The organism is Curtobacterium sp. MR_MD2014 (genome assembly GCF_000772085.1).
Lineage (GTDB): Bacteria > Actinomycetota > Actinomycetes > Actinomycetales > Microbacteriaceae > Curtobacterium.
The window spans coordinates 2,837,769-2,852,715 of the sequence record NZ_CP009755.1; the positions used below are offsets into that span (position 1 = coordinate 2,837,769).

The 14,947-nt window shown below is 74.3% G+C and carries 14 protein-coding genes; 7 read left to right on the plus strand and 7 right to left on the minus strand.

The genetic code is table 11. From position 1 onward, the window contains the following. Nucleotides 1-54: 54 nt before the first annotated feature. The 3 genes from NI26_RS13075 to NI26_RS13085 are packed head-to-tail and all read right to left on the minus strand — an operon-like array spanning nt 55 to nt 2,817. Nucleotides 55-996 carry a 3-oxoacyl-[acyl-carrier-protein] synthase III C-terminal domain-containing protein gene (locus NI26_RS13075; protein WP_066656122.1) on the minus strand — a complete coding sequence of 314 codons (942 nt, stop codon included), beginning with the start codon at nt 994-996 and terminating at the stop codon, nt 55-57. After that, a complete protein-coding gene (locus tag NI26_RS13080; RefSeq protein ID WP_158407767.1) occupies nt 993-1,820 on the minus strand; it encodes an MBL fold metallo-hydrolase in 828 nt (275 codons plus the stop codon). The genes NI26_RS13075 and NI26_RS13080 overlap by 4 nt, the downstream gene beginning before the upstream one ends. Beyond that, nucleotides 1,813-2,817, minus strand: a complete 1,005-nt coding sequence (locus NI26_RS13085) for an NAD-dependent epimerase/dehydratase family protein (RefSeq protein ID WP_066656128.1) — start codon at nt 2,815-2,817, stop codon at nt 1,813-1,815. The genes NI26_RS13080 and NI26_RS13085 overlap by 8 nt, the downstream gene beginning before the upstream one ends. 50 nt (nt 2,818-2,867) lie before the next feature. On the opposite strand from NI26_RS13085, the gene NI26_RS13090 reads away from it, so the two are divergent. Then, a complete protein-coding gene (locus NI26_RS13090; protein WP_066656131.1) occupies nt 2,868-4,121 on the plus strand; it encodes a glycosyltransferase in 1,254 nt (417 codons plus the stop codon). A 56-nt stretch (nt 4,122-4,177) separates the two neighbouring features. Here the strand turns inward: NI26_RS13090 and NI26_RS13095 are convergent, their stop codons facing one another. The 3 genes from NI26_RS13095 to NI26_RS13105 are packed head-to-tail and all read right to left on the minus strand — an operon-like array spanning nt 4,178 to nt 7,538. Next, nucleotides 4,178-5,335 carry a Gfo/Idh/MocA family protein gene (locus NI26_RS13095; protein ID WP_066656133.1) on the minus strand — a complete coding sequence of 386 codons (1,158 nt, stop codon included), beginning with the start codon at nt 5,333-5,335 and terminating at the stop codon, nt 4,178-4,180. Continuing rightward, nucleotides 5,332-6,174, minus strand: a complete 843-nt coding sequence (locus NI26_RS13100; RefSeq protein WP_235426371.1) for a sugar phosphate isomerase/epimerase family protein — start codon at nt 6,172-6,174, stop codon at nt 5,332-5,334. Before NI26_RS13100 ends, NI26_RS13095 begins: the two co-directional genes overlap by 4 nt. Then, complete coding sequence (locus NI26_RS13105; RefSeq protein WP_066656135.1) at nt 6,171-7,538, minus strand: MFS transporter; 1,368 nt, start codon at nt 7,536-7,538, stop codon at nt 6,171-6,173. The genes NI26_RS13100 and NI26_RS13105 overlap by 4 nt, the downstream gene beginning before the upstream one ends. Before the next feature lie 302 nt (nt 7,539-7,840). Between NI26_RS13105 and NI26_RS13110 the strand changes: the two genes are divergently transcribed. Next, nucleotides 7,841-8,146, plus strand: coding sequence for a putative quinol monooxygenase (locus tag NI26_RS13110; protein ID WP_066656138.1), 306 nt, complete (start codon nt 7,841-7,843; stop codon nt 8,144-8,146). 118 nt (nt 8,147-8,264) lie between these two features. On the opposite strand, the gene NI26_RS13115 is transcribed toward NI26_RS13110, so the two are convergent. Then, entirely contained in the window at nt 8,265-9,521 is a 1,257-nt protein-coding gene (locus NI26_RS13115) for an endo-1,4-beta-xylanase (protein ID WP_066656141.1), read from the minus strand. 203 nt (nt 9,522-9,724) lie between these two features. Here NI26_RS13115 and NI26_RS13120 point away from each other — a divergent pair, with 203 nt between their 5' ends. The 5 genes from NI26_RS13120 to fdhD all read left to right on the plus strand — a co-directional run bounded on the left by NI26_RS13120 (nt 9,725) and on the right by fdhD (nt 14,916). After that, entirely contained in the window at nt 9,725-11,776 is a 2,052-nt protein-coding gene (locus tag NI26_RS13120) for a glycosyltransferase family 39 protein (RefSeq protein WP_066656144.1), read from the plus strand. Nucleotides 11,777-11,804: 28 nt separating this feature from the next. After that, a complete protein-coding gene (gene mobA / locus NI26_RS13125) occupies nt 11,805-12,413 on the plus strand; it encodes a molybdenum cofactor guanylyltransferase (RefSeq protein ID WP_066656149.1) in 609 nt (202 codons plus the stop codon). A gap of 4 nt (nt 12,414-12,417) precedes the next feature. After that, on the plus strand, nt 12,418-12,750 hold the full coding sequence (locus NI26_RS13130; protein WP_066656152.1) for a DUF6457 domain-containing protein: 333 nt from the start codon (nt 12,418-12,420) through the stop codon (nt 12,748-12,750). After that, the gene (locus NI26_RS13135; RefSeq protein WP_066656155.1) at nt 12,747-13,943 is read left to right on the plus strand and encodes a molybdopterin molybdotransferase MoeA; all 1,197 of its coding nucleotides are present in this window, start codon (nt 12,747-12,749) and stop codon (nt 13,941-13,943) included. The genes NI26_RS13130 and NI26_RS13135 overlap by 4 nt, the downstream gene beginning before the upstream one ends. A gap of 106 nt (nt 13,944-14,049) precedes the next feature. After that, nucleotides 14,050-14,916, plus strand: coding sequence for a formate dehydrogenase accessory sulfurtransferase FdhD (fdhD, locus tag NI26_RS13140; RefSeq protein WP_066656158.1), 867 nt, complete (start codon nt 14,050-14,052; stop codon nt 14,914-14,916). The last annotated feature ends 31 nt before the right edge of the window (nt 14,917-14,947 follow it).

The window sequence follows — 14,947 nt, forward strand, 5'->3', positions numbered from 1 at the left end:
AGGCGCAGCGCCGACCGCGGGCGCGTCAGAGGCGCAGCGCCGACCGCGGGCGCGTCAGAGGCGCAGCGCGAGGGCGTTCGCGGTCAGGCCGGCAGCCGTCCCGCAGAGCAGCACGGTGTCCCCGCGCCGGAGCCGACCGTCGTCGAGGCACCGCGCGAGCATGAACGGCACCGACGACGAGACCGAGTTCCCGAACGCCGCGACCTCGTCGACGTACTTGTCCGTCGGGATCCCGAGCCGGCGCATCGCGAGCCCGATCGCGCCGCTGGCCTGGTGCGGTACGACCAGGTCGACGTCGTCCAGCCCGAGACCGCTGCGCTCCCAGAACCGCGCGAAGAACCCGGGCAGGACCCGGAGCATCCCGGTCAGGGCGCGCCGGCCGTGCATGTCGAACAGGTAGTCAGCGGGGTCGCCGTCGGCGTACTGCTGCGCCGGGTACCGGGACAGGCCGCCCCGGAGCTCGGTGTCGTGGGCGTGCTCCGGCCAGGTCTGCTGCAGCGCCGACAGCACCCCCTGCGTCCCGTCGCCGCGCGTCAGCACCACCGCGGCCGCAGCGTCGGAGAACAGCTCGGCGGACTCCCGTTGCGCCGGGTCGAGGAAGCGTGACCCGACGTCCCCGGAGACGATGAGCACCCGGTCGTGGTCGCCGTCCTCCAGGTAGCGGGAGGCGATGTCGAGTGCCGTGATGAAGCTCGTGCACGTCGAGTTCACGTCGAACGCGGCCGCTCGGGCGTCGGGCGCGACCCGCTCCGTCACGAGTGCCGCCGTGCAGGGGATCGGCTGCACGCCGGCGGCGCAGGCGGCGATCACGAGGTCGAGGTCGGCGGCGTCGATGCCGGCGTGCTCGATGGCTCGGGACGCTGCCGTGGCGAGCATGTCGAGGTGCGACACGTCGTCGGCGATGCGGTACCGGGTGACGGTGCGGGCACCGCTGCCGTAGGTGACCGTCCGGTCCGGCAGTGCCGTCCCCCACCCGGCGATGGCGCAGTGCTTCATGGTCCCCCTCGGTCCTCGTCGTCGTCGACGAGCAGGTCCACCCCGGTCCGGTGCTCGTCGTGGCTGAACAGCAGTCTGACACCTGGGCGCTCGAGGGCGAGCAGGCGCTCGGCGGTGTCGCGCTGCGATCGGGCGTCGTGGGCGACCGCACGCGGCAGGAGGCGCAGGTCGCGCTCGCGTCCGAGCAGGTCGCGGCTCCATGCAGCGTCGCCCGCGAGCAGCACACGGTCCTCGACGAGGAGGCCGAGGTGCCCGTCGGCGTGCCCGGGCAGCCGGACGAGCCGCGTGCGACCGTCGCCGAACGGGTCGGCCGTCGACAGACCGACCGCGGCGAGCGGCCCGGTCGGGGCGGGGCCGAAGGCGCTGTCCGGGACGACCTGCAGCCGGTCGACGAGCCCCGCGGGCAGCAGCCCCCGCAGCTGCCCGGCGAGCACCCGCGGGCGGGCGGTGCTCCGGGCCACGCCCTCGGAGACCAGCACCCGCGCGTGCGGCACGGAAGCCAGCCCGCCGACGTGGTCGGGGTGCAGGTGCGACAGGACGACGTGCGTGACGTCGTCCGTGTCGATCGCGTCGGCGAGTGTGCTGCCCGGGGGGACGACGGGCGGGAGCAGGCGTCGGTACAGCCACCCGGCGGCACCCGTGCGCCACGGCAGGGGTGCGTACCCGGTGTCGAACAGCACGGAGCGGTCCGGACCGGACCAGTGGAAGACGTTCGCGGGGAAGACCCGACGGCCACGGGGTGCACCGCGGAGCAGACCGTGCACGTCGTGGGTCGTCCACCCGCAGGCGGCGGCGCGCAGGGTACCGACCGGGCGCTCAGCCACGGGGCTGCCCACCGACGCGCCGGCCGGCGGTCGCGTAGCTCGCGAGTGCCTCGTCGAGCCCGACGACCGGCTGGTAGCCGAGCACCTGCCGGGCCCGGGTCAGGTCGAGGGTCTGCGAGTGCGTGATCGTCGTCACCGTGTACCGGGTGATGGGCGGCTCGGGCTGCCCGGGCAGCACCGTGCACACGGCCTCGAGCACGGTGGCCAGCGCGGACACCGGCCCGGCCGGCAGGTGCAGGTGCCGCGGCCGGACCCCGAGTCCGGTGAGCAGCTGGTCGAGGAGCTCGACGAACGGACGCGGGTCCCCGTTCGTGATGTTGAACGCCAGCCCGGCGGCCCCGGGCACCTCGGCCGCGAGCCGGACGGCGTGCGCGACGTTCTCGACGGCGGTCAGGTCGACGAGTCCGCGTCCGCCGCGCAGGAGGGGCGCGCCGACCCGTTCGTGCACGCGGAGCAGCCTCGGGACGAGTCCGGTGTCGCCCGCGCCGATGATGCCGCGCGGCCGCAGGACGACGATCTCGGGTCCGTCGGGGTCGCCGGTCGCGGCGCGGAGGAGCGCCTCGGCGTGCAGCTTCGAGCGGATGTAGTGGTTCATCGGGCGGCTCGGGTCGACCTGGTCCTCGCGGATGTCGAGCCGGTCGCGCGGTGCGGCGTAGATGCCGGGCGACGACACGTGCACGAGCCGCCGCGCCCCGACGCGACGTGCGTACTCGAGCACCCGGGCGGTCCCGGTGACGTTGGCGTGCTCGAAGGCCGACCACGGGCCCCACGGCGAGCTGAGCGCCGCGCAGTGCACGACGACGTCGGCGGGGACGTCCGCGCGGGCGAGGTCGTCGAGGTCGCCGACGTGGACGTCCCCGGCGGGCAGCGCCGACGCCCGCCGACCGGACGCCGTGACGCGGTAGCCGTGCTCGCGCAGGGTCCGCACGACGTGACCGCCGACGAACCCGCTCGCCCCCGTGACCAGCGCGCGCTCCCCGGTGCCTGCTCCCCCCATGCCCCAGATCCTACGAGCCCGGCAGGAGCCGACGGCCCTAGGCTCGGGGCGTGCGGATCGCGCTGGTCACCGACTACTACCTGCCGACGCTCGGGGGCGTCCAGACGGCGGTGCGCTCCCTGGCCGAGGCCCTCACGGCAGCGGGACACGACGTCACGGTCTTCTGTCCCGACGACCCGGCGGGCCCCGCGCACTCGGCGGGCACGGCGCAGGCACCCGGCACCGCCACCGTGCCGGCCGTCGTCGGTCTGCCCGTCTCCCCCGTGTTCCGCCCCGACGGCTACCCCTTCGCGTGGTCCCCGCGTCGCCTCCGCGCCCTGCTCCGCCGCGAGTTCGCCGCACGCCGGGTCGACGTCGTGCACACCCACTCCGAGATGTTCGCGGCGCTCGGCGGGATCCGGGCCGCGCAGGACCTCGGCATCCCGGTGGTGCACACGATGCACGGCCGCATCGACGTCTACACGCGGAACGTCCTGCCCGTGCCCGCCGTCACGACCGCGCTGCTCGCCTTCCTGCACGCGACGCAGGTCCCCCGCCGGGGCGTCCGTGTCGCGGCCGACACCCCGTACACCCGGACCCGGACGGCGCGGCGGATGTGGCGGGTCATGCTCGCGCAGTCCCGGGCGAGCGACCACGTCGTGGTCCCGTCGCGGCACTTCGCCCACAAGCTCGTCGACCGGGGCGTCCGGACCCCGGTGTCGGTCGTCTCGAACGGCATCGAGCCCGCGGTCCTCGACGCGATCGGACCGGCGACCGTCCGGACCAGGACCGCAGACGAGCCGCTCCGGGTGCTCTGGGTGGGGCGCCTGTCGCCCGAGAAGCGTCCGGAGGTCCTGGTCGAGGCTGCCCGCTCCTTCCCACCCGGCACCGTGGTCGACGTGCTCGGCGACGGCGTCGCGCGTGCTGCGGTCGCCCGGGCAGCGGCCGGCACCCCGGTCCGGCTGCACGGCTCGACCCCGCACGACGAGGTCCTCGCCGCCATGCGCCGTGCACACGTGCTCGTGTCGAGTTCCTCCGACTTCGACAACCAGCCGATGGTGATGCTCGAGGCCGTCGCCACCGGCCTGCCCGTCGTGCACTGCGACCCGGACCTCGCCGAGGTCGTCCCCGACGGCGGTGGCTTCACGACGCCGACGCCGGACGCCGCGGGGATCGCGTCGGTCGTCCGACGGCTCCACGACGAGCCGGAGCAGCTCGTGCGGGCGAGCGCCGCGCTGGTCGCGGCCCGCGGCCGCGTCGAGCAGCGCGTCGACGAGCTGGTGGCGGTCTACGCGAGCGTCCTGCGGCCGTCCCGCACCACGTGACGGTCTGGAGGCTCGGTGCCGACCGGCGCCGAGCCTCCAGACCGTCGTGTGGCCGCTCAGACCGTGGCGGACGCACCCTCGAGGGTCGCGGCGAGCGGGTCGAAGTCCTCGGGCAGCGACGCGATCGGCGCCACCGTCGACGCAACCTCGACGAACGCGCGGCGCGCGACGGACTCCTCGACCGCGACCATGGTGTCGAGCACGTGGTACCCGACCTCGCCGGTCGCGACGTGCGCACCGCCCCCGCGGATCGCCCGTGCCATGTCGAGCACGCCGAGGCCGCGGCCGACCGTCGGTTCCTCGTCGGAGAGGGTCTCCCACGCCTGCTCGATCGGGAACGACACGTCCGTGCCGAGCGGTCGTGCGATGCGGATCGGGTGTCCGCCACCGAAGGTGTTCGGGTCCGGGAGCACGATCGTGCCCTCGGTGCCGTTCACCTCGAAGACGCCGTGCCGGAACAGCGGGGTGTCGAACGACAGCAGCGACTGCGCGTTCCCGCCCTGCTCGAAGGACGTGAGCACCGAGAGGTGCGTCGGGACCTCGACCGGGAACTCCTGCCCGGCGTTCGGACCGACCACCAGCTGCCGGGTCTCGCGCGACCGGGACCCCGTCGCCACGACGGACGCGACCGGGCCGAGCAGGTGCACGAGCGCCGTGAAGTAGTACGGGCCCATGTCGAACAGCGGTCCGGCACCCTTCGCGTAGAGGAAGGACGCGTTCGGGTGGAACACGTCCGGTCCCTGCCACTGGAAGCTCGTGACGGCGGTGAGGGGGGTGCCGATCGCGCCGGCCTCGATCGCGCGCTTCGCGGTCTGCCACCCGGTGCCGAGGACGGTGTCCGGTGCGATGCCGAGGCGCAGGCCGAGCTCGTCGGCGAGCGCCACGAGTCCGGCGGCGCTCTCGCGGTCGACGCCGATCGGCTTCTCGCTCCAGACGTGCTTGCCGGCGCGGAGTGCCGCCGTGGAGACCTCGACGTGCGTGGCGGGCAGGGTGAGGTTCACGACGATCTCGACGTCGGGGTCGGTGAGGACCTCGTCGCCGGTGCCCGACGCGGGGATGCCCCACTTCGCCGCCGACGCCGCGGCGCGCTCGGTGTCGATGTCGCCGATCCGGACCACCTCGACGTCCGGGAAGGTCGTGAGGTTCGTCAGGTACTGCTCGCTGATCATCCCGGCGCCGATGAAGCCGACGCCGACGCGGCCGGTGCGGGTCATGCGGACACCCCCGTGGTGGCGGTCTCGTCCGACCCGGCGAGCGCGGCCTGCAGCCAGCGGTACGACTGCTCGACCCCGTCGAAGATCTCCCCGTCGAAGCCGTCGAACTCGATGACGGCGTACTCGAGCGCCGGTGCTGCGGCGAGCGCCTCGGCCAGCCGGACGTCGCCCTGGCCGGCCGGGGTCTGGTCGGTCGGCACCTGCGCGGTGGAGATCCCCTCGCGCATCGGGCCGTCCTTGACGTGCACGGCGACGATGCGGTCGCCGAGCTCCTCGACGAAGGGCACGAGGTCGATGCCCGCGGCGGACGCCCAGTACAGGTCGAGCTCGAGCACGACGCGCGGGTCGAGCAGTTCGGCGAGCACCTGGAGCGCGGGCTTCCCGTCGATGCGCGGCCGGAGCTCGTGGTCGTGGTTGTGGTAGCCGACGCGGAGGCCGTGGACGGCGGCTTCCTCGGCGGCGGCGTTCAGCCGGGCGGCGACCCGCTCGACGCCCTCGCGGGTCGTCCAGTGGTCGGGACCGACGAACGGGTCGATGACGATCTCGATGCCGAGCGCCGACGCCTCGGCGAACGTCTCGGCGTGCGACGGGGCGGTCATCACCGTGCCGTCCGGCAGCGGGATCGACTCCTCGACCAGGAAGGCGTGGCCGGTGCGGGCGCTGATGCCGTGCGCGTCGAACGCCGTCCGGAGCTCGGCTGCGCGGCCGACGAAGGCGAACGCCTCGACGGTGTCGAACCCGATGCCGGCCAGGCGGGCGACGCCGCCGTCGAGGTCGGGCGCCAGCGCCTTGTCGACCGTGTAGAGCTGGAGGGAGATGCGGGGTGCCACGGTGGTCACCGGACCTTCTTGATCGGGAGGATGACGAGCGCACCGAGGAGCACGGCGACGCCGGCACCCCAGAGCATGAGCGTGTAGTTCTGGCCGCCGCCGAGGCCCAGCAGGAACAGGCCGACCGCCGGGGCGAGCGACTGCGGCAGGGCGTTGGCGATGTTGATGACACCGAGGTCCTTGCCCGGACGCTCGGGGTCGGGCAGCACGTCGACGACGAGCGCGGTGTCGATCGCTGCGTAGATGCCGAAGGCGAACCCGAGCACGATCTCCGCGAAGTAGAACCCGCCGACGCTGTCGACGTGCGCGAGGATCACCAGGCCGACCGCGGTGAGGGCGGTGGAACCCCAGACGAAGACCTTGCGGCGTCGGACGCGGTCGGACACCCAGCCCGAGACCGCGGCGCTGACGAGCAGGGCGACCGTGTACAGGAGCACACCGAACGCGACGGTGGCGGTGGCCTCGGCCAGGTCCTCGATCCCGATCTGCTCCTGCATGTACAGCACGCGGTACGTCGTGAACATGAACGTGCCGAAGGTGATGAGGAAGCGGCCCCACCAGGCGAGCCCGAAGTCGGGGTGCTTGATCGGGTTCGTCCAGAACGACGCGATCAGGGTGACCCAGCTGAAGGGCTTGGTCGTGGCCGGGAGCTCGTCGCGGGCCACGACCGCGTAGACGAGGATCACGACGATCGCCAGGATGCCCGGCGCGATGAAGAGGACCGGCAGGTTCCCGACCAGGTACACGGCGAGGTAGAGGCCGGCGAGGATCGCGATGTTCTGCGCGAGGGCGATGACGCTCGACGCCTTGCCGCGCTGGAACTCGGGCACGTTGTCCGCGAAGCTCGCGGTCAGGGTGGCGAGGACGGCGTTCGCGGCGACCTGGGCGAGCACCCACGCGATGGTGAGCTGCAGGACGTCCGGCGCGAACGCGAGCCAGGCCAGCGCGACGACGAAGACGACGACGCCACCGACCATCCAGGGCCGACGGCGACCCCAGCGCGTGCGGGTGCGGTCGGAGAGTGCCCCCGCCAGCGGGTTGGCGAGCAGGGCGCCGAGGGCACCGAACGGCAGGACCGACCCGACGATCGTCTCGGGGCTGTCCGGGTTCAGCACCGTCGCCTTGATCGCCATGCCCACGAACACCGGGGTGAGCAGGGCGGCGAAGAGGCCGAACTGGGCCAGGCTGAGTGCCCAGAGGTACTTCGGGCCGACCCGGACGGTGCTGACGTTCTGCGTGAGGCCCTCGACCGAGAACGCACGCGATGCGGCTGCGGGGTCGGTGCTCGTGGCTCCCGCGGCCGCGGTGACCGGCGGGTTCGCGGTACCGGCGAGACCGGACTGCGGTTCTTCCTTCGACGTCGGTGTCGACATGACTCCTCCTCGAGCCATCGGGGGCGGCGTGCCCTCTCGAATACCTAGTGCTGCTAGGTGATCAGGACAGTAACACCGAAAACCTTCCTCCGGAAGCTTTCTTTCCGACATGTGTCGGCGTCGGGCCCGCAACGCGCAACCCCGGCGGTTCCCCGCAACGCCCCACCGCTGCGAGCAGTCGCCGACGTTGCGTTCTGCACTTCTCCGTCGGTCCGCGGAACACCACGGGTCACCCGGACGTTGGCGCACTCGGCACCCGACGGACGGGTGCCGAGAACGAGCACCTGACGAAAGGCACGCACATGACCCAGACGGTCCTCCTCGAGGTCCAGCTGCGAGACGACGTCGCGCAGGACACGATCGACTCCGCGATCCGCGAGACCCTCGCCCAGACGGCGACCTTCGCCGGCAACGAGTCGCTCGAGGTCCTGGTCGACGACTCCGACCCGCTGCACCTCGTCGTGCTCGAGCGGTGGACGACACCCGCCGACCACGACGCCTACGTCGCCTGGCGCGCGACCGACGAGGGTGCCCCGAGGGCCCTCGCGGCGATCGTCGCCGCGCCGCCCGTCACGCGGACGTTCGGCCGGACGCTCGACCTGGGCTGAGCACGCAGGGCCGCGTCCGCGGTCCCGACGGCACCGCACCGCGCGGCGCGGGACCGGGGGGCGACACCGGACGGGAGGCACGGGACGGACCCGCACCGCGCCTCCCGTCCGCCGCTGGTCACGTCGCGGACGCGACCACCCGCTGCTCGGCCGGCTCGCGCCCGACGGTGACCGCCGCCGACGCGCCCCGCACCTCGGCCCGGTACTCCCCCCGGAACCCGCGCACCCGCACCTGTCCGCGCTCGTCCGTGCGGAGCACCGTCGGCCCGGTCCACCACTCGTCCTTCACCAGGCGACGGAGTGCCTCGTACGACGGCTTCGGCGTCCCGTCCTCGCGGACCAGCCCGATCGGCGCGCCGAGCCAGGCGCCCGCGTCGGTGATGCCCCAGGAGGTGACCGCCTCGACCGCGGGATGCCCGACCAGGCTCCGGTAGTGCCGCTCGACCTCGTCCGCCTGTCGGGCCTCACCCTCGGGCGTCGAGGGCCACGAGTCCACCACGTGGTCGTTCAGGTCCACGATGTCCGCGGGCATGAGGTCACCCGACACGAGCGAGGTCTCGGTCAGGTGCAGCGGCAGGCCGTACCGGGCGAAGCGGTCGACCATCGCGAGCATCGTCTCCTCACCCCAGTACCCCTGGTGCATGTGGGTCTGCAGCCCGATGGCGTCGATCTGCACGCCGGCCTCGAGCACGCCCTCGATCAGGCACTCGTACGCGCTCGACAGGTCGAAGTCGTTGAGCAGCAGGGTCGCGTGCGGGTTCGCGGCGCGGGCCTCCTCGAACGCCATCCGGATCGTCGGGATGCGGCCCTTCGCCCGGGCGAGCGGGGTGATGGCGTTGTCGCCGTTGTCGAACACGGGCATGATGACGACCTCGTTGATCGCGTCCCACGTGTCGACCAGCCCGGCGAGGTCGCCGACGTCACGGCGGATGCGCTCCCGCTGCAGCTGCTCGACCTCGTCGAGGGGCAGCCCGAGGAGCCAGTCCGGCTGCACGGTGTGCCAGACGAGCGGGTGCCCCTTGAGCGCGATCCCCCGGTCGCGGAACCACTCCGCGGTGCGCCGGAGTCGAGCGGTGTCCGGGCGCCCGCGCTCCGGCTCGAAGCGACCCCAGTAGAACGGCAGCGTCGCGGTCGTGAAGACGTCGGCGTACAGGTCGGCGAGGCGTTCGAGGCGCTCCCGTCCGGCGCCGTCGACCTCGTCGTTCGCCAGCTCCACGAAGTCGAACCCGATGTTGCCGAACCCGAAGGCGTGCCGGGTCTGCTCGACGGCGACCTCGACGTCCGGCAGCGGTGCGCCGTGGTGGTCGACGACCGTCAGGACCGTCTCGCCGGTGCGGTGCGCGACCGACTCGTGCTGGACTCCGTGCTCGACCATGGGCTGCTCCTCCGGCGGCCGCGTCGCCACCGTCGTCCGGTTTTGTTGTGCTGCCGAACATAACTGGTGCTCGGCGGACGCGACAGCCCCGACCCCACCGTCGTCCGGAGACCGCGGTTCCCTGGGGGCCTGGCTGAACGGATCCGTTGCCCCCGGGCGGCTCCGCACGGCTGCTCCATCGACTGCGGCGGGACAGTCACCGCATGACGACGATCGACGCGGCCGCGGAACGCCCGGCCCGGTGGTGGCACCAGAGCCGGTGGGAGCAGACCACCCTCACCCTGGTGGTGGTGCTCGGCGCGGTGCTCACGAGCTGGAACCTCGGCCGCGGCGGCGACCTGTCCTTCTACGCGAGCGCCGTCCGGTCCATGTCCGAGTCCCTGCCGGCCTTCCTCTCGGGCTCCTTCGACCCGGATGCGACCGTCACGCTCGACAAGCTCGCCGGCTTCGCGGTCCCCCAGGCGATCAGCGTGCACCTCTTCGGCATGTCCGCGGCCGCGATGGGCCTGCCGCAGGTCGTCGAGGGCGCCGTCACCACGCTGGCGGTGTCGGTGGTCGTGCTCCGCTGGCTCGGGGCCCGCGCCGGTCTGGTCGCGGCCGCGCTGACCGCCGCGACCCCGATCTTCGTGTCGATGTTCGGCCACCCGATGGAGGACGGCCTGCTCACCGCTGCGCTCGCCGTCGCCCTCGTGTGGTGGCAACGCGCCGCCCTGACCCGCACCTGGTGGCCGCTGCTGCTCGCGGGACTGTTCGTCGGCATCGGGTTCCAGGCCAAGATGCTGCAGGCGTGGCTGGTCCTGCCGGCGCTGGTGGTCGGCACCCTCGTCGCGACCGCCGGTCCGGGTCCGCGCTGGCGTCGAGCCGCCGGTCACCTCGCCGCCCTGGTGTCGGCGACGCTGGTCGCGAGCCTCGGCTGGTCGGTCGTCGTCGCCCTGCTCCCGACGGCCGACCACCCGTTCGTCGACGGCTCCACCGACGACAGCGTCTTCGCGATGGTCTTCGGCTACAACGGGGTCGACCGGTTCCTGCCGGGCGCCTGGCCGGGCGCCGTCAGTGCGCTGCGGACCGCGGGTGACGCGGCCGCGGACCGGTGGTCGCTCGCGGTCAGCCACGCGGCCGGACACCCGCTCCTGCAGCTGTTCTCACCCCGCTACGCCTCGCAGGTCGGGTGGTCGTGGCCCGCTGCGCTCGCCGGGATCGTGCTCGGCGCGTTCCGCTGGTGGCCGCGACGCACCGTCCGGGAGGCCCGGGTCCCCTCCGCCACGCTGTGCACGCTGGTCGTCTGGCTGGCGACCGCGGTGGTGGTCCTGTCCGTCATGCACCTGCCGCACACCGCCTACGTCGCGGGCATCGGCGTGCAGCTCGCCGCCCTCGCCGCCCTCGGCTGGTGGGGAGCCGCCCGGCTCGCGGACGCGCCGGACCGCCGACTGCGGCTCGTCCCCGCCGGGCTGCTCGTCCTGCAGGGCGCCTGGTGGACCTGGCTCGCACGCACCTCGGCAGAGCCGGCACTGCTCGCGACCGTCGCCGTCGGCACGACCGCCGCCGCCCTCGTCGTGCTCGCCGTCCGGAGCCGTCGGTCCGGGTCGGCGGCGACCGGACGAGCGCCGGGCGGGGCGGGGCGCCGGACCGCGGGGGCCCTGCTCGTCGCCGCGGTCGTGCTCGGGCCCGCGTGCTTCTCCCTGCAGGCGCTCGACGCCGCTCGCGACGGTGACCGGGGCGACGCGTCGGTCGGGGTGCGACAGGACGCTGCGACGTGGGACGCTGCGCGGTCGCAGCGGGCGTCGGCGCCGGGCCGAGGCGGTCCCCGCCGCGTCGGGCAGGCGACCGAGGACGCTCCCTTCACCGTCTCGGCACCGGACCCGTGGGGCGCTGGGCAGGGCCTGCCCACGGCGGACGCCGAACTGGTGCGGGACGCCGAGCGCGCAGGTGGCGGGCAGGACGGCGCCCCGCTGTTCCTCACCGACTCGTGGCGGGTCGCGTCGGACGTGATCGGTGCCACCGGGAAGGAGGTCCTGACCGACGGCGGGTTCTCCGGTCAGGTCGCCGTGTTCTCCGCGGCGCAGATCGAGTCGATGGTGCACTCCGGTCGGGAACGGCTGTTCCTCGTCGCACGGGACGGACGCGCCGCGGACCCGGTGCGCCAGGCCACGACCGCGCTCGGGTGCCGCGTCCTGCACCGGTGGGGCCCCGCGTTGGGCCAGGGACCGTCGCAGTGGGACGCACTCCAGTCCTTCGCGCTCGAGCGCTGCTCCTGACCCCGGGCCGTCCGGCTACGGTGCAGGCATGACCTCCCCGACCGCACCGCACCACGACGCCGTCCTGCTGGCCGGCGGCCGAGCGACGCGCATGTGTGGGATCGACAAGACCGCCCTCGTCGCCGACGGCGTCGCACTGTCCGACCACGCCGTCGCCGCGGCCGCCGGCGCTCGTCGGACCGTGCTCGTCGGGCTGCGGGCGGGACGGGGTGCACCCGCCGGGGTCGTGCACACGCGCGAGGACCCGCCCCTCGGCGGGCCGGTCGCCGCGATCGCCGCCGGACTCGCCGCCGTGGCCGACCCCGCGCCGTGGACGCTCGTGCTCGCGTGCGACCTCGTGCGTCCGGAGCCTGCGGCCGCGCTGCTGCTCGACGCCGCCGGCGCGGCGCCCGACGACGCGGACGGCGTCGTCGCGGTCGACGAGGACGGGCGTCGCCAGCACCTGCTCGCGCTGTACCGCTCGGACGCGCTGCGCGCCGCGGTCCGGGCGCTCGGCGACCCGACCGGCGCGGCGGTGCGACGGCTGACCGACGGCCTCCGGCTCGTCGAGGTCCGGCTGCCCGCCGCACTCTGTGCGGACGTGGACGAACCGGAGGACGCCACGCGGGCCACGGCGGACGCCCGGCTGCTTGACTGACCGCATGACCACTGACGACGTCCTCGCCGCCTGGACCGCCGAGCTCGCCGAGGCGCTCGGCCTCCCCGAGGGCTCTGCGCTCGACCGCGACGTCGTGCTCGACCTCGCCCGTGACGCCGCGCACGGCGTGGCCCGTCCGGCTGCCCCGCTGACCACCTTCCTGGTCGGGTACGCCGCGGGGCTCCGCGGCGGGTCGGAGGCGGACCTGGCCGACGCCGCAGCGACCGCGACACGGCTCGCGCTCGCGCACGGGGACGCCCCGGACACGACCGACGGCCCGGACGGACCCGAGCACACGGGCCGGACCGACGGCACCACCGGGTCCGACGCCCGGTGACGCTGGTCCTGCCGTCCTGGTCAGACGCCCGGCACGAGGCACACCGGCAGGGCGTCCGCCTCGCCGCCGACACCGCCGCCGACCCGGGAGCCGGATCCGTCCGGCTCGACCTGGCGTCGGCGCTCGGCCGGACGCTCGCCGGCGACCTCGCCGCCCGCGGCGACGTCCCCGGGCACGACGGCGCAGCCATGGACGGGTGGGCCGTCGCGGGACCGGGGCCGTGGGTGCTCGGCGCGCCGATCGTCGCCGGAGCGGTCCCGTCCGACGCGCCGCTGACGACCGGGCACGCCCGACCGATCACGACCGGGGCACCCGTCCCGCCCGGCACGGCGGCCGTGGTGCGGTCCGAGGACGCCACCGTCGACGACGACGGCCGGTTGGTCCGCCACACGCCGTCCACCCGACGACACGTCCGGCCGGCGGGCGAGGAGGTCACCCGGGACCAGGTGCTGTTCACCGGCGGCACGGTGCTCACGCCTCCGCGTGCAGCGTTGGCAGCCGCCTCGGGGGTCGACGACGTGCGCGTCGCGCCGGTCCCGACCGCCCGGGTCGCGGTGCTCGGCGACGAGGTCGTCGGCGCCGGGGTCCCACGACCCGGACAGGTCCGCGACGTCTTCTCGCACACCCTGCCCGCGGTGCTCGGGACCTTCGGTGCCGACCCCGTCGCCGCGGACCGCGTGCCGGACGACGCCGACACCACCGCCCGCGTGCTCGACGCCGCTCGCGAGCGCCTCGTCGTGAGCACGGGCGGCACGGCCGGTTCGTCGACCGACCACGTCCGCGGTGCGCTCGCCCGGATCGGGGCCGAGCTGCTCGTCGACCGGGTCGACGTGCGTCCGGGTCGACCGATGCTGCTGGCCCGCCGGGGCCCGACGGTGTTCCTGTGCCTGCCCGGCAACCCGATGGCCGCGATGGTCGGCCTCGTGCTGCTCGGTGGACCGCTCGTCGCCGGACTGCTCGGGCGACCGCTCGAGCCGGTGGGACGGGTGCGGCTCGCGGTCGACGTGCCCAACGACCGGCCGGGCGCGCTGGTGCTCGCGTACCGCGCGACGCCCGAGGGCGCCGTCCCGGCGTCGCACCAGACCTCGGCGATGCTCCGGGGCCTGGCCGACGCGGACGGACTGCTGGTCGTCCCGGCCGGCGGCGGCGTGGCGGGCGAGGACGTGCCTCCCGTCCGGCTGCCGTGGTGCTGACGGGCGCACTGGACGGTCCGACGGCGGGCCTGAGGACCGCCACAGGACGGCGTGCGGGAACCGCACCGCCCTGGCGGGTGCCGGGCACGGGTGGTAGACCCGGAGCATGAGCCGGATCACGGCGCGGAAGCGCGTCACCCGCATCACCGTCGCGACGTCCCGGTCGGTGCGCGACGACCTGCTGGCCGTCGAGGAGCCGCTCGAGATCCGCGTCGGCGGGAACTCGCTCGCGATCACCATGCGGACGCCCGGCAACGACGTCGACCTCGCCGCGGGGTTCCTGGTGTCCGAGGGCGTGATCGCCCGGGGTGACGACTTCGCCGCCGCCCGGTACTGCGCCGGGGCGACGGACGAGGGGCTCAACACCTACAACGTGCTCGACGTGACGCTCGCACTCGGCGTCCCCGCGCCGGACCCGAGCCTGGAGCGCGCGTTCTACACGACGAGCTCGTGCGGCCTGTGCGGCAAGGCCAGCATCGACGCCGTGCGGACGACCTCGCAGCACAGCGTCCTGCACGACGACCTCGTGCTCGACCCGGCGCTCCTCGCGACGTTCCCCGACCGGCTGCGCGAGGCCCAGGACGTGTTCGAGAAGACCGGCGGCCTGCACGCCGCAGCGCTGTTCGACGGCGCCAGCGGGCGGATGCTCGTGCTCCGCGAGGACGTCGGTCGGCACAACGCCGTCGACAAGGTCGTCGGGTGGGCCGTGAAGGAAGGACGGCTGCCCCTGCGGGGTACGGTCCTCATGGTCTCCGGCCGGGCGAGCTTCGAGCTGACGCAGAAGGCCTCGATGGCCGGGATCCCGGTGCTCGCCGCCGTGTCCGCGCCGTCGTCGCTCGCGGTCGACCTGGCGAAGGAGGTCGGCATCACGATCGTCGGCTTCCTGCGCGGCCAGAGCATGGTCGTCTACAGCCGCCCCGAACGCATCACCGAACCAGCACCAGCCCCTCGAGAGACCGTGAGCGCACCGTGACCGAACAGCCCCCGAAGGACGACGTGACCGA